Genomic DNA, 17,738 nt, shown 5'->3' with positions numbered 1-17,738 from the left:
GGGTCATAAAAGATTTTCTGCAGTAAACTATGTATAATTATATATTAAGAATGGGAGGTGACAGTTTATGAAAAAATTTGTTCAAATTGCTTTTTTACTGATTGGAGGAGCATTGGGCCTTGTTTTCTTACCGCCATTATACGAATTGCTTCATTTATCATCTAATCCTTGGCTTGATAATCCTTACGTATCAGTAGCTTTAGGAGCGCTTTTACTATTTACATTATCATTTGCCTTTTCGGATTATTTTGTAAAGCTTATTAGCTGGATGGAAGAGGTGCTATTTAAAGTACCGGTTGGTGACTTATTATTTGGTACACTTGGACTTATTATTGGACTAATCGTTGCTTATTTCTTAGGATTTGCAATCGATAGTATGGATTTGCCGAGTTTTACAAAGGTTTTACCAATTATACTGTCATTTGTGCTTGGATATTTAGGGTTCCGTGTAGGCTTTAAAAAGCGAGATGAATTAATCCAGCTATTTACTTTGCGTGGTAACACTTCAAAGAAAAAACTAGCGGAAGGTGTAGAGCCTCAAGAGGTACGAGGAAGCTATAAACTGTTAGATACTAGTGTTATTATTGATGGTCGTATTGCAGATATTTCTGAAACAGGCTTTATAGAAGGTACACTAGTTGTACCCCAATTTGTTCTTACTGAGCTCCAGCATATTGCTGATTCTTCGGATACGTTAAAGCGTACAAGAGGGCGCCGCGGCTTAGATATTTTGAAAAAATTACAAGATGAACGTATGACGAATGTTGAGATTACTGAAGAGGACTTTGAGGATGTTCAAGAGGTTGACTTAAAGCTAGTGCGCCTTGCAAAGAAAAGGGGCATCGACACACAAATAGTGACGAACGACTTTAACCTTAACAAGGTTTGCGAGTTACACCACGTTAAAGTGCTGAATATCAATGATTTAGCAAATGCGGTCAAACCTGTCGTAATTCCAGGTGAGAATATGCAAGTGATGGTCATTAAAGATGGGAAAGAGCATAATCAAGGGGTTGCTTATTTAGATGATGGCACAATGATCGTTGTTGAAGGTGGACGTAGCTATATAGGACAGGCAATTACAGTAACCGTAACAAGTGTTCTTCAAACATCAGCAGGTCGTATGATTTTTGCTAAACCAAAGGATGACTAGGAAGTGGGAAATGTGCAATATGAAGTAGTATTGCCTGCTGCAGGAAGCGGAAAGCGAATGGGCGCAGGGCAAAACAAGTTATTTTTAAATCTTTTAGAAAAACCGATCCTCATACACACACTTGAGGTATTTGAACAGGATAGTCAGTGTACAGGTATTTGGCTTGCAGTAAAGCCTGAAGAGCGTGTATATATTCAAGAAATGCTAGAGAGGTATGGAATTACTAAAGTGAAAGGTTTACCTGATGGTGGTGCAGAGCGACAGCATTCCGTCCATTCGTGCGTGAAAGAAATGAAGCAGGTTGATATTGTGCTAGTGCATGATGCTGCGCGTCCATTTATTACTCACGACATTATAGAGAATCTTGTGCAAAATGCGCATGACTTTGGCGCTGCGATTGCGGGTGTTCGTGCGAAGGATACGATGAAAAAAGTACGTGATGGTGTTATTGAAGAGACGATTGACCGAGAAAGCTTATGGATGATTCAAACCCCGCAAGCATTTCAATTTGATTTGATTGTAGAGGCGGAGGATGTCGCTGAGAAGGTGGGCTTCCTTGGTACTGATGAAGCAATGCTTGTTGAACGTCTTGGCCATGAGGTGCATATTGTAGAAAGCAGCTACGAAAATGTAAAGATGACGACGCAAGAGGATTTAGTTTTTGGTGAAGCGATCTTGCGTAAACGTGCTTTGAAAAAAACATAATAACAAACTAATAATCTCATCAGCATTATAATTTGCTGATGAGATTTTACATTTATCTATCTTTCCGATTCCGGACGCAATTATGCCGAGGCATAATTGATTTCACAGTACTGTTCACTACCAACTCAATTTCCTAGGAAATATGTTAAAATGTGAGGGTATAATATAGAGTAAATATAAAAGTGAAGGAAGGTGAATGAGACTGCCTTAGAAGCTGAATAGAAGGTTTTTAAGTCTGCATACTTTTGAAGTAAATGAGCTTCGGTTGGTGGATTTTATTCGTTTATTTATCTTATTAGACAGTCTCAAAATCATATGTTTCGAGTAGGACAAGGATTTGACGTTCATGCATTTGAAGAAGGGCGTCCATTAATTATTGGTGGTATAACAATTCCTCATGAAAAAGGGTTAGTAGGGCATTCGGATGCAGATGTTTTATTACATACTGTAACAGATGCAGCGTTAGGGGCTATTGGTGAGGGGGATATCGGTCGTCATTTCCCGGATACAGATCCAGCATTCAAGGATGCTGATTCAGCGAAATTACTGGAGCATATTTGGAAAATCGTAGAGGATAAGGGCTATGTTCTAGGTAATGTGGATTGTACGATTATGGCACAACGTCCGAAAATGGCACCGTACATTGAACAAATGCAAAATCGTATTGCTGAATTGCTTCATGCAGAGCCTTCTCAAGTGAATGTTAAAGCAACAACAACTGAGCGTTTAGGTTTTACAGGTCGCGAGGAAGGGATCGCTGCGATGGCGACAATCCTATTGATGAAGAAATAAAAGCAGGCGCTCAGTGCTTTTATTTCCTGTAACAGAGTGGTAAAATGAACAAAGTCAATTTTTTGATCGAAAATTTAGGAGGCTTTTAATTATGGCGAAAGAAGTTCGTGTTCGTTACGCGCCATCCCCTACTGGTTTCTTACATATCGGTGGAGCGCGTACAGCGTTATTTAACTATTTATATGCAAAACATCATAACGGTAAATTTATCGTACGTATTGAGGATACAGATATTGAGCGTAATGTAGAGGGCGGAGAAGCATCTCAGCTAGATAATTTAAAATGGTTAGGTATGGAATATGATGAGTCGATCGATATCGGTGGACCATATGCACCTTATCGTCAAATGGAGCGTCTTGATATTTATAAAGAGCACGCTGAAAAGCTACTAGAGCAAGGTTTAGCTTACAAATGCTTCTGTTCTTCGGAGAAATTAGAAGCGTCTCGTGAAGAACAAAAAGCACGAGGTGTAGCAGCTCCAACTTATGATGGTACTTGTCGCAACTTATCAGCAGAGGAAGTTGCAGCTAAAGAAGCTGCTGGCGAATCGTATACAATTCGTATGCGCGTGCCTGAAAATGTAACATATGAGTTTGAGGATTTAGTACGTGGACAAGTATCGTTTGAGTCAAAAGATATTGGTGACTGGGTACTTGTTAAAGCAAACGGTATCCCAACGTATAACTATGCGGTAGTGCTAGATGATCACTTTATGGAAATTTCACATGTATTCCGTGGTGAAGAGCATTTATCCAATACACCAAAACAAATGATGATTTTTGATGCATTTGGCTGGGAATATCCACGCTTTGGTCATATGACATTAATCATTAATGAAAACCGCAAAAAATTATCAAAACGTGATGAATCAATTATTCAATTCGTAACACAATATAAAGATTTAGGTTACCTACCTGAAGCAATGTTCAATTTCTTCGCATTACTTGGCTGGTCTCCTGAAGGGGAAGAAGAGATTTTCTCAAAAGAAGAATTTATTAAACTCTTTGATGAAAAACGTCTTTCAAAATCACCATCTATGTTCGATAAACAAAAGCTTACTTGGATGAATAACCAATACATTAAAAAATTATCTTTAGAAGAAGTAGTGGCATTAGCTTTACCACACTTACAAAAAGCTGGTTTATTACCAGAGGAGCTAACAGAAGAAGAACGTGCATGGGCTACAGATTTAATCGCACTTTATCATGATCAAATGAGCTTTGGTGCTGAAATTGTAGAACTATCTCGCCTATTCTTTAACGATCATATTGAATATGATGAAGAAGCAAAAGCAGTTTTAGCAGGCGAGCAGGTACCTGAGGTAATGACTGCATTTAAAGCACAGCTTGAAGGTTTAGAGGAATTTACGCCTGATACTGTCAAAGCGGCTATTAAAGCTGTTCAAAAAGAAACAGGTCACAAAGGTAAAAATCTATTTATGCCAATCCGCGTCGTAACGACGGGTGAAACGCATGGTCCAGAGCTTCCTAACGCGATTTGCTTAATTGGCAAACAGAAAACAATTGATCGTGTAGAAAAATTTGCACAATAAGTAGAAATTGATTGACAATTTATCAGTTCGTTGTAAAATGTATTTACATTGAGAAAGCGTTGATAAGGAGAAGTAAGTGGCGCATGCTCTAAAGAGAGGACCATCACCGGCTGAAAGTGGTCTGAGCCTAGGCAAAACTGAAATGCACCTTTGAGCATAAAGCTGAACAAATAGTAGGCTTTATCGATTCGTTCCCGTTACAGAACGTCCAGAGTGGAAGGCATTCGCCTTCAATCAGAGTGGAACCGCGCAATTTTAGCGTCTCTGTCATCCCCTTTTAGGGGATGATAGGGGCGCTTTTTTATTTTCTGGACATAGGACTAGAAGTAGAGGATGCGCCAAATTTCACTCGACTAACTCTGCGGTGAAATCAACGTCAGCAGGCCAGGGATCCAGTTGACTGTGTGGGCTTTCAACTTCTTTCAGCGGGTGTCCAAACACCCACTGAAATAGAGGGACTTAGTCTAAGACCGCCACGTCCTGTGGCAATGACTGAGTGACTAACATCACGTTGGCCCAAAGCCTCCGGCGGATGTCACGGAATTATGCCGAGGCATAATTGATAGGTTCAAGGCAGATCAAAATGAAAAGGGGGAGCTTTTGTGTTTAAAAGAATGAAGGAAGATGTAGAAACGATTTTTGAGAATGATCCAGCAGCGCGCAGTGTATTCGAAGTGATATTAACATACTCGGGCCTGCACGCTACTTGGTCACATCGAGTTGCCCATTGGTTCTTTAAAAAGCGTTTTTATTTTATTGCCCGTACCATTTCACAAATTAGTCGCTTCTTTACTGGAATTGAAATTCACCCTGGAGCGAAAATCGGTCGACGTTTCTTTATTGACCATGGGATGGGCGTTGTCATTGGCGAAACATGTGAGATTGGTGATAATGTAACGTTGTATCAAGGTGTTACTTTAGGTGGTACAGGGAAAGAAAAGGGAAAACGCCATCCGACATTAGAGGATAATGTACTGGTTGCAACAGGTGCAAAAGTGTTAGGTTCTATTACAATTGGTGAAAATAGTAAAATTGGTGCAGGTTCAGTTGTCTTAAAAGAAGTGCCACCAAATGCTACGGTTGTCGGTATTCCTGGTAAAATAGTGATTAAGGATGGAGTTCGTCTAGAGAAAAAACTAGACCACCAAAATATACCTGACCCTGTAGAAGAACGTTGTCAAGCTTTCGAGAAGCAGATTGCAGCATTGAATCAGGAAATCGAAAGCTTACAAAAGGAGAGAGAAACACAATGAGTATTCAAATTTTCAACTCATTAACACGACAAAAGGAAACTTTCGTACCGCTGGAGGAAGGCAAAGTAAAAATGTACGTTTGCGGTCCGACAGTCTATAACTACATTCATATTGGGAATTCACGTCCTGTAATTGTCTACGATACAGTGCGTCGTTATTTTCAATACAAAGGCTACGATGTGAAATTTGTTTCAAATTTCACAGATGTGGACGACAAAATTATTAAGGCTGCTAATGAACTTGGAGAAGAAGTTCATGAATTAACGGAACGCTTTATTGATGCGTACTTTGAAGATGTTACAGCGTTAGGCTGCAAGAAAGCGGATGTACATCCACGCGTAACAGAGCATATGGATGATATCATTCAATTCATTCAAGTTTTAATCGATAAGGGCTATGCTTATGAGTCAGCTGGTGATGTTTATTACCGAACTCGTAAATTTAATGGTTACGGTAAATTATCTCACCAAGCGGTAGATGATTTAAAGATTGGTGCTCGTATAGAAGCAGGCGAGAAAAAAGATGATGCGTTAGATTTCGCTCTATGGAAAGCTGTGAAGCCAGGTGAAATTTACTGGGAAAGTCCGTGGGGCAAAGGACGTCCAGGTTGGCATATTGAATGCTCAGTAATGGCGCGTGAGCATTTAGGAGATACTATGGATATTCATGCTGGTGGGCAAGATTTAACATTCCCGCATCATGAAAATGAAATTGCACAATCTGAAGCTCATAATGATAAAACGTTCGCGCGTTATTGGATGCACAATGGGTATATTAATATTGATAATGAAAAAATGTCCAAATCTCTTGGTAATTTTATACTTGTTAATGATATTCGTAAGCAAATTGACCCGCAAATTTTACGCTTCTTTATGCTTTCAGTGCATTATCGTCATCCGATTAACTTTGCGAAGGATTTAGTAGATGCAGCCACAAATGGTTTAGAACGAATTCGTACTGCCTACAACAATGTCAAACACCGTTTAACAGCAACAGCAAGCTTAGGCGATCACTCAGAAGAATGGCTTGAAAAAATTGCTGAACAAAAAGCTCATTTTGAAGAAGCGATGGATGATGATTTTAATACAGCCAACGCCATTTCCGTATTATTTGAATTAGCGCGTATCGCAAATATTTATTTAAATGAAACGAATACTGATGAAAAAGTATTATTGAGTTTTACTGAAACTTTTGAGGTGTTAGGTGACGTCTTAGGTATTGAATTTGCAAAAGAAGAAGAGTTATTAGACGAAGAAATTGAAGCACTTTTACAGGAGCGTATAGAAGCTCGTAAAAATCGTGATTTTGCTCGTTCAGATGAAATTCGTGACCATTTGCAAGCGCAAGGTATCATTTTAGAAGATACGCGACAAGGAACTAGATGGAAACGAGGGTAAGTGATTTGGATAAACTCCGCAACGAAGATGTCAAGCAATTGAATGCATTAGCGTTAGCCTATATGGGGGACGCGGTTTTAGAACAAAAGATACGAGAGCATTTACTACGTGCCGGCCGCGTCAAACCTAACACACTTCATAGAGAAGCGACACATTACGTATCAGCGAAAGCACAATCTATGATTGTACATCGAATGATGGATGAAGGCTTTTTAACAGAGGAGGAGTTGGCTGTGTTCCGTCGTGGACGCAATGCCAAATCCGGCTCTGTGCCCAAAAATACAGATGTTCAAACATACCGTAATAGCTCAGGCTTTGAGGCTGTGCTTGGTAGTTTATATTTATTAAATGAATTAGAACGCGTTTATGCAATCATTGCATACGCTATTCAAATAATCGAGGAATCGAAAGGAGTGTCAAATTAATGGCAGAGCAAAATGGAGAAATTATTGCCGGTAAAAACCCAGTGTTAGAAGCACTTCGTGCAGGCCGCGATATGAATAAAGTATGGATTGCAGAAGGTGTGAAAAAATCAGGGGTTAATGAACTTCTAGATTTGGCACGAGAACGTGGTGTCATTGTTCAATTTGTCCCGAAAAAAAAGGTCGATCAATTATCAGATGCCAATCACCAAGGAATTGTTGCCTCTGTTGCAGCATATAGATATGCAGAGCTAGAGGAGTTATTTGCTGCGGCGGCAAAAAAACAAGAAGACCCATTCTTCTTAATTTTGGATGAGCTAGAGGACCCGCATAATCTAGGTTCTATTATGCGAACTGCTGATGCGATAGGTGTGCACGGCATTATTATTCCGAAGCGCCGTTCTGTGAGTTTGACAGCAGTAGTGGCAAAGTCATCAACTGGAGCAATTGAGCATGTACCTGTTGTGCGTGTTAATAATCTAGCGCAGACGGTAGATGAGCTAAAAGAACGAGGAGTATGGATTGCAGGTACAGATGCCAAAGGTTCTGCAGACTATCGTAAAATGGATGCAACATTGCCGCTTGCGATTATTATTGGTAGTGAAGGCAAAGGAATGAGCCGCTTATTAAAAGAGAAATGTGACTTTTTATATCATTTACCGATGGTTGGGCATGTCACATCACTAAATGCATCGGTAGCTGCTGCACTTTTAATGTACGAAGTGTATCGTAAACGTCAAGAAGCGAATGATTGACAATGAACAACATTTTGCTTGTTGACGGCTATAATATGATAGGAGCTTGGAAAGAGCTACGACCATTACGTGATACAAATTTTGAAGATGCCCGTAAGAGATTGATTGAGCTTATGGCTGAGTATAAGGCAGCTATGGGGTGGCGCGTAATTATAGTTTTTGACGCACATCTTGTATCGGGTGTGGAGCAAACTTATTTAGAAAACGATGTCGAAATCATTTATACACGGAAAAACGAAACAGCAGATGAACGTATTGAAAAAATGACACACGAACTAAAGGCTAGAAATGTACAGATTCACGTAGCAACCTCCGATATGGCAGAGCAAAACGTTATTTTTGGTAATGGTGCTCTGCGAAAGTCGGCAAGAGAGCTAGAAATTGATATGGGTATTATCCAACATAAAATTTCTCACGATGTGAAACAAAAACATGATAGCAAACCGCCATCTCGCATGGAGCTTAAGCCGGATGTTGCTTTAGCCTTTGAAAAGTGGCGGCGTGGTTTGAAATGATTGATTGACTCATATTTTCCAATTCCGTTATACTGTTCCTATTATCTGTTGTGGCTGAGGTGATACCATGTTTAAAAATAGTATTGTACAAGTGACACAAGATTTTGAACGATTCAATGATGAAGAACTTATTGAAATGGTGCATCAAGGTAATACAGATGCGTTGGATTATTTAATTACGAAATACCGTTTGTTAGTAAGAGCAAAGGCTAGATCTTATTTTTTAATTGGTGCAGATAAGGAAGACATTGTGCAAGAGGGCATGATTGGTTTATATAAAGCCATTCGCGATTTTAAGGGAGATAAGCTTGCTTCTTTTCGAGCTTTTGCTGAGCTATGTATTACAAGGCAGATTATTACGGCTATTAAAACAGCTACAAGACAAAAGCATATTCCACTAAATTCATATGTTTCTTTGGACAAGCCTATTTTTGATGAAGAGTCAGATCGTACTTTAATGGATGTATTAACGGGTGCTATTATGGATGATCCGGAAGAGTTAATGATTCATAGAGAAGAGTATGGCTACTTAGAAGAAAAGATGGGTGAGATTTTAAGTGAACTAGAACTACAAGTGTTAGCTCTTTACTTAGATGGTCAGTCTTATCATGAAATTTCTGCAAAACTAAATCGTCATGTGAAGTCTATTGACAATGCTTTACAACGAGTAAAGCGTAAATTAGAGCGACATTTAGTGCTTGAAGAAATGTCTTAGCGGTTGTATGCCTTTATTGACATTGACAAATATAGGTGTTAGTCTTGAAAAGACAAAGTGCCGAAAAGGTGATTATATGGCAAAAAAAGTCGTTCTAAATTGCGAAAAATGCGGATCGAGAAATTATACGTTTCCAGCTAAGGAAGATTCAAATGTACGCCTCGAATTAAAGAAATTTTGCTCGCATTGCAATGAACATACAGTGCATAAACAAACGCTATAAAATGATTTGTAAATAGACAGATATGATTGATTCGGAGGTTAGGCTAGAATGGGCAAGATTAAAGGCTTTTTCAGCAATGTAATGTCGGAAATGCGCAAAACAAGCTGGCCAAAAAGTAAAGAACTGACGAAATATACAGTCGTTGTAATTTCAACTGTTGTAATTATGGCTTTATTTTTTGTGTTAGTAGACTTAGGTATTTCATCATTATTCCGCTGGTACTTAGAGTTATAATTTAGTAAATAGCATGTTAATACTTCTGAAATAGCCCGTCATTACAATAAACGGGTTTTTTCGTTTGTTTTATGAAGTGATCAGCAGTAAAATATTCTCAATATGGTAAGTATGCTACTAGGGATAGTATGAGGGTAGCAATAGATGACTATGCTAGATTAGGTATATATCATCAGGCTTTCGCTAGCTATTAGCGAAAGCTGCGTTTTTCTAATGAGCAGTTTGTGAAAAGAGTAAAGAATGCACTTAGCATATCCGATTCATTTTCACTTTTATTTGTAAGGGAGGGACGGACGAGGAGTCCTATTAGTTATGGAGAAAAATTGGTATGTTGTTCATACGTATTCAGGGTATGAAAACCGCGTAAAAGCAAACCTAGAGAAACGTGTAGAAACAATGGGTATGCAAGATAAGATTTTCAGAGTTATTGTGCCTGAACACGAAGAAACAGAAATGAAGGATGGGAAAAAGCGTACAATGATGCGTAAAGTTTTCCCTGGTTATGTTTTAGTAGAGCTAATTATGACAGATGATTCATGGTATGTTGTACGTAATACGCCAGGTGTAACTGGCTTTATCGGTTCATCTGGTGGTGGTGCGAAGCCAACACCTTTATTACCTGAAGAAGCGGATCGTCTACTAGAGCAAATGGGCATGACTGACAAAGTTGTCGCGATTGACATTTCTATTGGAGAAGCGGTAGAAGTATTAGAAGGGCCTTTCGCGCACTTCCAAGGACGTGTTGAAGAAATTGACACTGAAAAAGGAAAAGTGAAGGTTTCTGTCGACATGTTTGGTCGCGAAACAATTATGGAACTTGATTTTGAGCAAATACAAAAAATGTAGTTTTGGCAACTGAAGTGTCGTATGTCTGATGAGTATGTCACAGAATTTGTTATTTACTACTTGCTTAAAAAAAATAAAAGTGGTATCATTTCAAAGGTCAGACTGTCATACTTTGGTTTGACGTCTGCAATGATAATTTTAATGTTATCGGCACTTAGCTGACAGACAGATATTGAGTGGGAGGGGCAACCCAATTACCACATCACGGACTTAAGGAGGTGTGTCTCGTGGCTAAAAAAGTTATTAAAGTTGTTAAACTTCAAATCCCTGCTGGTAAAGCAAATCCAGCTCCGCCGGTTGGTCCTGCATTAGGTCAAGCGGGTGTGAACATTATGGGATTCTGTAAAGAATTCAACGCGCGTACTGCAGATCAAGCTGGTCTTATTATTCCAGTTGAAATTTCAGTATTCGAAGATCGTTCATTCACTTTCATTACAAAAACTCCACCTGCAGCAGTATTACTTAAAGTAGCAGCTGGTATCCAATCTGGATCAGGTGAACCAAACCGTAACAAAGTGGCAACGGTTAAGCGTGATAAAGTTCGCGAAATCGCTGAAACTAAAATGCCAGACCTTAACGCTGCTTCAGTTGAAGCTGCAATGTTAATGGTTGAAGGTACTGCACGAAGCATGGGTATTGTTATCGAAGACTAATCCCATTACTTGATGATGTATTTGTTTTTTGGAAGGTTGCGGAGTTTCTTTGTGAACGCGCAACCTTTATTCGTGGGAGGTAAAATCCGCTATAACCACAATCAAGGAGGAATTATATAATGGCTAAAAAAGGTAAAAAACTGCAAGATGCAGCAAAATTAATCGACCGTAACGCAGTATACGGCGCACAAGAAGCAATCGAACTTGCTCAAAAAACTAGCTCAGTGAACTTCGACGCTACTGTAGAAGTTGCTTTCCGTTTAGGAATCGATACTCGTAAAAATGACCAACAAATCCGTGGTGCAGTAGTGTTACCAAACGGTACTGGTAAAACTCAACGCGTATTAGTATTCGCTAAAGGTGAAAAACTTAAAGAAGCTGAAGCAGCTGGTGCTGACTATGTAGGCGATGCAGAATACATCCAAAAAATCCAACAAGGTTGGTTCGATTTCGATGTAATCGTTGCAACTCCTGATATGATGGGTGAAGTTGGTAAACTTGGTCGTGTGTTAGGACCTAAAGGTTTAATGCCAAACCCTAAAACTGGTACAGTTACTTTCGACGTAACAAAAGCGATCGAAGAAATTAAAGCTGGTAAAGTAGAATACCGTGCTGATAAAGCTGGTATTATCCACGCTCCTATCGGTAAAGTTTCTTTCTCTGCAGAAAAATTAGTAGAAAACTTCTTAACTGTATTTGATGTAGTACAAAAAGCAAAACCTGCTGCTGCTAAAGGTACTTACATGAAATCTGTAAACGTTACAACTACAATGGGCCCAGCTATTAAAGTTGACGCTTCAAGTGTAGCAGTAAAATAATTAGTTTTTTTATATAAATCTGTTGACGGCTCTGTCTATCTGTGATATGATGGATGCTGTTGTGAATCATCCATTTGTACCGTAGACAGTAGGAGTGACTTGTCACTTAATGATCCTACCGAGGACATCGGAATTCGGATTCTTATTTTAAAGATGATGACTTTCAGCCTCTGTGTCTATTTGACTCGGAGGCTTTTCTTTTGTCGGTATAAATGACCCATTCTAATAGGAGGTGTCATCATGAGCAAAGCAATCGAAAACAAACAAGTACAAGTTCAAGAGATTACTGAGAAATTCCAAAACGCTGCTTCTGTAGTAGTTGTGGATTACCGTGGTCTTAACGTTACACAAGTGACTGAGCTTCGTAAACAACTTCGTGAAGCTGGCGTTGAGTTCAAAGTTTACAAAAACACTTTAACTCGTCGTGCGACTGAAGCTGTTGGTCTTGAAGGAATCAATGACGTATTAGTTGGTCCTAACGCAATTGCGTTCTCTAATGAAGATGTTGTAGCTCCTGCTAAAATCATCAACGAGTTCGCTAAGAAAAATGAAGCTTTAGAAATTAAAGCAGGTATTATTGAAGGTACAATCTCTTCTGCTGAAGATGTTAAAGCACTTGCAGAACTTCCATCACGCGAAGGTCTTCTTTCTATGCTTTTATCTGTACTTCAAGCTCCAGTGCGCAACTTCGCACTTGCAACAAAAGCTGTTGCAGAACAAAAAGAAGAACAAGGCGCGTAATTTCATACGCACTATAACTTCTGCGGCCTAACCCGCAACAAAAAAACATTATCCAATTAGGAGGAAATTATAATGAATAAAGAGCAAATCTTAGAAGCTATCAAAGCTATGACAGTTCTTGAATTAAACGATTTAGTAAAAGCTATCGAAGAAGAATTCGGTGTAACAGCTGCTGCTCCTGTAGCAGTAGTAGGTGGTGCTGCTGCTGGCGCTGCTGAAGAAAAAACTGAGTTTGACGTAGTACTAGCATCTGCTGGTGGCGAAAAAATCAAAGTTATCAAAGCGGTTCGTGAAATCACTGGTTTAGGTCTTAAAGAAGCTAAAGAAGTAGTAGATAACGCTCCTAAAGCTCTTAAAGAAGGCGTTTCTAAAGATGAAGCTGAACAAATCAAAGCTAAGCTTGAAGAAGTTGGCGCATCTGTAGAAGTTAAGTAATCTCGCATTACTTTTAAACAAAAGGAAAGCTCGTCATTGCGGCGAGCTTTTTTTCTTCATTCTGAGGAGGCGTGGAAATGTCAGATCACTATTATACAAGTAAGCCTCAAACTGAGAGTAAACCTCGTCACTGGACATTCAAATTGTTAGGGCATACGTTTTCCTTCGAAACGGATGCAGGGGTATTTAGTAAAAGCGAAGTAGATTTTGGATCCCGTGTTTTAATAGATGCTTTTCAAATGCCTGATATTGATGGTGCAATTTTTGATGTGGGGTGTGGGTATGGACCAATCGGATTATCGATTGCCAAAACAAACCCAGATCGTACCGTTCTTATGATGGATATAAACGAACGTGCAGTTGCACTCTCTCAAAAAAATGCGCAAGTAAACGGTGTTCAAAATGTACGGATATTTGTGAGTGACGGACTATCGATGGTTGATAACGATGTAAAAGCCGCAGCTATTTTAACCAATCCTCCAATTCGCGCAGGAAAGGAAACAATTTTCCGTTTTTACGATGGAGCTTATGATAAGTTAGTGTCATCTGGCGAGCTGTGGGTAGTCATACAGAAGAAGCAAGGTGCGCCATCAACGGTAAGTTATTTAGAAGAAAAGTTTTCTGAAGTCGATGTTGTGGAAAAGAAAAAAGGGTACTGGATAGTTTGTGCGAAAAAATAAATGAAATATGCATAAATTATTGACTTGACAAATCGGCTATGATAATATGATAAAATGCAAAAATATTATTTTGAGGTCGTATGCCCTTTTGTATATGATTGTTGTAATGTGGGTATACTTGCCAAGATAAGTTTAGTTAACCGAAAATGAGATCTTTTTGAAGACTCGTTTTCTTTTTGTCTTTCGAAATCATACACTATTTGTATGATTTTGCAAAGACCAAATATCGCTTTATTGAGGGGTGAATGAGTTGACAGGTCAACTAGTTCAGTATGGACAACACCGCCAGCGTAGAAGCTTTGCGCGTATTAACGAGGTGCTTGAGCTTCCAAATCTGATTGAGATTCAAACGGCGTCTTACGAGTGGTTCCTTGAAGAAGGTCTACGTGAAATGTTCCGTGACATTTCGCCGATCGAGGACTTTACAGGTAATCTTTCATTAGAATTCATCGATTATTCATTAGGAGATCCTAAGTATGAAGTCGATGAGTGTAAAGAGCGAGATGTTACTTACGCAGCTCCATTACGTGTGAAAGTACGTCTTTACAACAAAGAAACAGACGAAGTGAAGGAACAGGATGTCTTCATGGGTGACTTCCCATTAATGACAGAAACAGGTACGTTCATTATCAATGGTGCTGAACGTGTTATCGTTTCACAATTAGTTCGTTCACCGAGTGTATATTTCCATGATAAAACTGATAAAAACGGTAAGAAAGGTTTCGGAGCAACAGTTATTCCGAACCGTGGTGCATGGTTGGAATATGAAACTGACGCGAAAGATGTAGTATATGTGCGTATTGATCGTACTCGTAAGCTACCAGTAACAGTGTTACTTCGTGCATTAGGCTTCGGTTCAGACCAAGAAATTATCGATATTATCGGTGATAATGAATATTTACGTAATACGTTAGAAAAGGATAACTCTGAAAGTACTGAAAAAGCACTTTTAGAAATCTATGAACGTTTACGTCCAGGTGAGCCACCAACAGTTGAAAGTGCGAAGAGTTTATTATACTCTCGTTTCTTTGATGCGAAACGCTATGATTTAGCGAATGTTGGTCGCTACAAAATGAATAAAAAGCTTCATATCAAAAATCGTTTATTTAACCAAACGATTGCTGAAACGCTTGTAGACCCAGAAACAGGCGAAATTTTAGTAGAAAAAGACACAGTTCTTGACCGTCGTACTTTAGATAAAATCTTACCGTATCTAGAAGATTCATCAAAAGGAATCGGTTACCGCACTTTATCACAAGTAGGTGGAGTGCTTGAGGATGATGTAACAATCCAGTCTATTAAAATTTATGCACCAAAAGATGAAGCGCAAAAAGAAATCAATATTATTAGTAATGCGTACATCGATGAAGAAGTGAAGAATATTACACCTGCTGACGTATTATCTTCAGTAAGTTATTTCTTCAACTTACTTTATCAAGTAGGGGCAACAGATGATATCGACCACTTAGGTAACCGTCGTCTACGCTCTGTTGGTGAACTTTTACAAAACCAATTCCGTATCGGTTTATCTCGTATGGAACGTGTAGTACGTGAGCGTATGTCTATTAACGATACAGCTGCTATCGTACCGCAACAATTAATTAATATTCGTCCAGTAATTGCGTCAATTAAAGAGTTCTTTGGTAGCTCTCAATTATCACAATTCATGGACCAAACAAACCCATTGGCAGAGTTAACGCATAAACGTCGTCTATCTGCATTAGGACCTGGTGGTTTAACACGTGAGCGTGCTGGTTTCGAAGTACGTGACGTTCACTATTCTCACTATGGTCGTATGTGTCCAATCGAGACACCAGAGGGTCCAAACATTGGTTTAATCAACTCATTATCTTCATTTGCCAAAGTAAATAAATTTGGATTCATTGAAACACCTTATCGTCGTATTGACCACGAAACAGGTAAAGTATCGGATCAAATTGATTATTTAACAGCTGATGAAGAAGATAACTACTATGTAGCACAAGCAAACTCACCATTAAATCCTGATGGTACATTTGCTAAAGACGAAGTAGTAGGTCGTTTCCGTGGGGATAATACAGTATTTAACAAATCGCAAATGGACTATATGGATGTATCTCCTAAACAAGTAGTGTCAGCTGCGACTGCATGTATCCCGTTCTTAGAAAACGATGACTCGAACCGTGCACTTATGGGTGCCAACATGCAACGTCAAGCGGTTCCTCTTCTTAACCCAAAAGCACCATTCGTTGGTACTGGTATGGAACACGTTGATGCGCGTGACTCAGGTGCAGCTGTAGTAGCGAAATATGATGGTATTGTTGAGCATGTTGAAGCTCGCTCTATCCGTGTTCGCCGTATCGAAGTCGTTGACGGTAAAGAGGTTAAAGGCGATTTAACAAAATATAAATTACAAAAATTCACTCGTTCTAACCAAGGTACTTCATACAACCAACGTCCACTTGTAAAAGTTGGCGAACGTGTGAAACCTCGTGACATTTTAGCAGACGGTCCATCTATGGAAAATGGTGAACTTGCTCTTGGTCGCAACGTACTTGTTGCGTTCATGACTTGGAACGGCTTTAACTATGAGGATGCTATTATCATGAGCGAACGCCTTGTAAAAGAGGATGTTTATACATCTGTTCATATTGAAGAATATGAATCAGAGTCTCGTGATACAAAATTAGGACCTGAAGAAATCACTCGCGATATTCCAAACGTCGGGGAAGATGCACTTCGTAATTTAGATGAACGTGGTATCATTCGCATTGGTGCGGAAGTACGTGACGGTGACATTCTTGTAGGTAAAGTAACACCTAAAGGGGTTACAGAATTAACAGCTGAAGAACGCTTATTACATGCTATCTTCGGTGAAAAAGCTCGTGAAGTTCGTGATACTTCATTACGCGTACCACATGGTGCTGGCGGTATTATTCTTGACGTAAAAGTATTTAACCGTGAAGATGGCGACGAATTACCACCAGGTGTTAACCAATTAGTTCGTGCTTACATTGTTCAAAAGCGTAAAATCCGCGTAGGGGACAAAATGGCCGGACGTCATGGTAACAAAGGGGTTATCTCTCGTATCTTACCGGAAGAGGATATGCCATTCATGCCAGACGGTACTCCTGTTGATATCATGTTAAACCCACTTGGTGTACCTTCTCGTATGAACATCGGACAAGTTTTAGAATTACACTTAGGTATGGCTTCTCGTTCCCTAGGCATTCATATGGCAACTCCAGTATTTGATGGTGCCAACGAAGAAGATGTTTGGGAAACAATGGAAGAAGCAGGCATGAACCGTGATGGTAAAACGACCCTGTATGATGGACGTTCAGGTGAACCATTTGATAACCGTGTATCAGTAGGGATCATGTACATGATCAAACTTGCCCACATGGTTGATGATAAACTTCACGCACGTTCAACTGGTCCTTACTCGCTTGTTACGCAACAGCCACTTGGTGGTAAAGCACAGTTCGGTGGACAACGCTTTGGTGAGATGGAGGTATGGGCACTTGAAGCATACGGTGCTGCTTATACTCTTCAAGAAATCTTAACAGTTAAATCCGATGACGTTGTTGGTCGTGTGAAAACATACGAAGCAATCGTTAAAGGTGAAAGTGTACCAGAGCCAGGCGTTCCTGAATCATTCAAAGTATTGATTAAAGAACTTCAATCTCTTGGTATGGATGTGAAAATGTTAACGATCAATGATGAAGAAGTAGAGCTTCGCGACTTAGACGAAGAAGAAGATCTTCAACCAGCTGATGCACTTAACATTGCACCACAGCAAGATAAAGAAGAAGAGCCAGTAGAGTCTTTTGAATAATGGAACACGTTAATTCACATTATTAGTGAACA

Annotated in this window: 19 protein-coding genes and 2 other annotated features; all 19 genes read left to right on the top strand. The window is 39.4% G+C overall.

Features of this window, described 5'->3' with window-relative positions; all coding sequences use genetic code 11:
- Positions 1-67: 67 nt before the first annotated feature.
- The 19 genes from ACQKN2_RS12850 (at position 68) to rpoB (ending at position 17,706) form a co-directional block, all read left to right on the top strand.
- Complete coding sequence (locus ACQKN2_RS12850; protein ID WP_323648538.1) at positions 68-1,153, top strand: PIN/TRAM domain-containing protein; 1,086 nt, start codon at positions 68-70, stop codon at positions 1,151-1,153.
- A 12-nt stretch (positions 1,154-1,165) separates the two neighbouring features.
- Positions 1,166-1,858 (top strand): 2-C-methyl-D-erythritol 4-phosphate cytidylyltransferase, encoded by a 693-nt coding sequence (gene ispD / locus ACQKN2_RS12845; RefSeq protein ID WP_427415330.1) that lies wholly within the window; start codon positions 1,166-1,168, stop codon positions 1,856-1,858.
- Positions 1,859-2,173: 315 nt separating this feature from the next.
- Positions 2,174-2,650, top strand: a complete 477-nt coding sequence (ispF, locus tag ACQKN2_RS12840) for a 2-C-methyl-D-erythritol 2,4-cyclodiphosphate synthase (RefSeq protein WP_053482833.1) — start codon at positions 2,174-2,176, stop codon at positions 2,648-2,650.
- Positions 2,651-2,741: 91 nt separating this feature from the next.
- Positions 2,742-4,202, top strand: a complete 1,461-nt coding sequence (gltX, locus tag ACQKN2_RS12835) for a glutamate--tRNA ligase (RefSeq protein WP_427415289.1) — start codon at positions 2,742-2,744, stop codon at positions 4,200-4,202.
- A 50-nt stretch (positions 4,203-4,252) separates the two neighbouring features.
- Positions 4,253-4,471, top strand: a binding site (T-box leader).
- A gap of 333 nt (positions 4,472-4,804) precedes the next feature.
- Positions 4,805-5,455: a serine O-acetyltransferase EpsC gene (gene epsC / locus ACQKN2_RS12830; RefSeq protein ID WP_427415288.1), complete on the top strand. Its 651-nt coding sequence runs from the start codon at positions 4,805-4,807 to the stop codon at positions 5,453-5,455.
- Positions 5,452-6,852 (top strand): cysteine--tRNA ligase, encoded by a 1,401-nt coding sequence (cysS, locus tag ACQKN2_RS12825; RefSeq protein WP_427415287.1) that lies wholly within the window; start codon positions 5,452-5,454, stop codon positions 6,850-6,852. Before epsC ends, cysS begins: the two co-directional genes overlap by 4 nt.
- A gap of 5 nt (positions 6,853-6,857) precedes the next feature.
- Positions 6,858-7,277 carry a Mini-ribonuclease 3 gene (locus ACQKN2_RS12820; RefSeq protein WP_427415286.1) on the top strand — a complete coding sequence of 140 codons (420 nt, stop codon included), beginning with the start codon at positions 6,858-6,860 and terminating at the stop codon, positions 7,275-7,277.
- The gene (gene rlmB / locus ACQKN2_RS12815; protein WP_427415285.1) at positions 7,277-8,029 is read left to right on the top strand and encodes a 23S rRNA (guanosine(2251)-2'-O)-methyltransferase RlmB; all 753 of its coding nucleotides are present in this window, start codon (positions 7,277-7,279) and stop codon (positions 8,027-8,029) included. The genes ACQKN2_RS12820 and rlmB overlap by 1 nt, the downstream gene beginning before the upstream one ends.
- A 2-nt stretch (positions 8,030-8,031) precedes the next feature.
- Positions 8,032-8,544, top strand: coding sequence for an NYN domain-containing protein (locus ACQKN2_RS12810; protein WP_427415329.1), 513 nt, complete (start codon positions 8,032-8,034; stop codon positions 8,542-8,544).
- Between the two features lie 67 nt (positions 8,545-8,611).
- The gene (gene sigH, locus ACQKN2_RS12805; RefSeq protein ID WP_427415284.1) at positions 8,612-9,259 is read left to right on the top strand and encodes an RNA polymerase sporulation sigma factor SigH; all 648 of its coding nucleotides are present in this window, start codon (positions 8,612-8,614) and stop codon (positions 9,257-9,259) included.
- A 76-nt stretch (positions 9,260-9,335) separates the two neighbouring features.
- Positions 9,336-9,482: a 50S ribosomal protein L33 gene (rpmG, locus tag ACQKN2_RS12800; protein ID WP_323648551.1), complete on the top strand. Its 147-nt coding sequence runs from the start codon at positions 9,336-9,338 to the stop codon at positions 9,480-9,482.
- 48 nt (positions 9,483-9,530) lie between these two features.
- Positions 9,531-9,716, top strand: coding sequence for a preprotein translocase subunit SecE (gene secE / locus ACQKN2_RS12795; RefSeq protein WP_053596042.1), 186 nt, complete (start codon positions 9,531-9,533; stop codon positions 9,714-9,716).
- A 312-nt stretch (positions 9,717-10,028) separates the two neighbouring features.
- Positions 10,029-10,562 (top strand): transcription termination/antitermination protein NusG, encoded by a 534-nt coding sequence (gene nusG, locus ACQKN2_RS12790; RefSeq protein ID WP_427415283.1) that lies wholly within the window; start codon positions 10,029-10,031, stop codon positions 10,560-10,562.
- A gap of 227 nt (positions 10,563-10,789) precedes the next feature.
- Positions 10,790-11,215, top strand: coding sequence for a 50S ribosomal protein L11 (rplK, locus tag ACQKN2_RS12785; RefSeq protein ID WP_053596044.1), 426 nt, complete (start codon positions 10,790-10,792; stop codon positions 11,213-11,215).
- 119 nt (positions 11,216-11,334) lie between these two features.
- A complete protein-coding gene (gene rplA / locus ACQKN2_RS12780) occupies positions 11,335-12,033 on the top strand; it encodes a 50S ribosomal protein L1 (RefSeq protein ID WP_079562381.1) in 699 nt (232 codons plus the stop codon).
- Positions 12,034-12,094: 61 nt separating this feature from the next.
- Positions 12,095-12,241 (top strand) — a sequence feature (ribosomal protein L10 leader region).
- Positions 12,242-12,273: 32 nt separating this feature from the next.
- On the top strand, positions 12,274-12,774 hold the full coding sequence (gene rplJ / locus ACQKN2_RS12775) for a 50S ribosomal protein L10 (RefSeq protein ID WP_427415282.1): 501 nt from the start codon (positions 12,274-12,276) through the stop codon (positions 12,772-12,774).
- A 72-nt stretch (positions 12,775-12,846) separates the two neighbouring features.
- A complete protein-coding gene (gene rplL / locus ACQKN2_RS12770) occupies positions 12,847-13,209 on the top strand; it encodes a 50S ribosomal protein L7/L12 (RefSeq protein WP_079562379.1) in 363 nt (120 codons plus the stop codon).
- A gap of 77 nt (positions 13,210-13,286) precedes the next feature.
- The gene (locus ACQKN2_RS12765) at positions 13,287-13,889 is read left to right on the top strand and encodes a class I SAM-dependent methyltransferase (RefSeq protein WP_427415281.1); all 603 of its coding nucleotides are present in this window, start codon (positions 13,287-13,289) and stop codon (positions 13,887-13,889) included.
- A 241-nt stretch (positions 13,890-14,130) separates the two neighbouring features.
- On the top strand, positions 14,131-17,706 hold the full coding sequence (gene rpoB / locus ACQKN2_RS12760) for a DNA-directed RNA polymerase subunit beta (protein ID WP_427415280.1): 3,576 nt from the start codon (positions 14,131-14,133) through the stop codon (positions 17,704-17,706).
- Positions 17,707-17,738: the final 32 nt, after the last annotated feature.

This window comes from Lysinibacillus sp. NPDC093688 (assembly GCF_050280145.1).
GTDB classification, from domain to species: domain Bacteria; phylum Bacillota; class Bacilli; order Bacillales_A; family Planococcaceae; genus Lysinibacillus; species Lysinibacillus xylanilyticus_B.
This window is presented reverse-complemented; position numbering and strand designations above follow the sequence as displayed.

Coding starts and splice junctions, on each gene's coding strand:
- ACQKN2_RS12765 (WP_427415281.1), top strand. CDS start 13,287: ATGTCAGATCACTATTATACAAGTAAGCCTCAAACTGAGAGTAAACCT.
- cysS (WP_427415287.1), top strand. CDS start 5,452: ATGAGTATTCAAATTTTCAACTCATTAACACGACAAAAGGAAACTTTC.
- rplJ (WP_427415282.1), top strand. CDS start 12,274: ATGAGCAAAGCAATCGAAAACAAACAAGTACAAGTTCAAGAGATTACT.
- sigH (WP_427415284.1), top strand. CDS start 8,612: ATGTTTAAAAATAGTATTGTACAAGTGACACAAGATTTTGAACGATTC.
- rplA (WP_079562381.1), top strand. CDS start 11,335: ATGGCTAAAAAAGGTAAAAAACTGCAAGATGCAGCAAAATTAATCGAC.
- secE (WP_053596042.1), top strand. CDS start 9,531: ATGGGCAAGATTAAAGGCTTTTTCAGCAATGTAATGTCGGAAATGCGC.
- ACQKN2_RS12850 (WP_323648538.1), top strand. CDS start 68: ATGAAAAAATTTGTTCAAATTGCTTTTTTACTGATTGGAGGAGCATTG.
- rplL (WP_079562379.1), top strand. CDS start 12,847: ATGAATAAAGAGCAAATCTTAGAAGCTATCAAAGCTATGACAGTTCTT.
- gltX (WP_427415289.1), top strand. CDS start 2,742: ATGGCGAAAGAAGTTCGTGTTCGTTACGCGCCATCCCCTACTGGTTTC.
- rlmB (WP_427415285.1), top strand. CDS start 7,277: ATGGCAGAGCAAAATGGAGAAATTATTGCCGGTAAAAACCCAGTGTTA.
- rpmG (WP_323648551.1), top strand. CDS start 9,336: ATGGCAAAAAAAGTCGTTCTAAATTGCGAAAAATGCGGATCGAGAAAT.
- nusG (WP_427415283.1), top strand. CDS start 10,029: ATGGAGAAAAATTGGTATGTTGTTCATACGTATTCAGGGTATGAAAAC.
- ispF (WP_053482833.1), top strand. CDS start 2,174: ATGTTTCGAGTAGGACAAGGATTTGACGTTCATGCATTTGAAGAAGGG.
- ACQKN2_RS12810 (WP_427415329.1), top strand. CDS start 8,032: ATGAACAACATTTTGCTTGTTGACGGCTATAATATGATAGGAGCTTGG.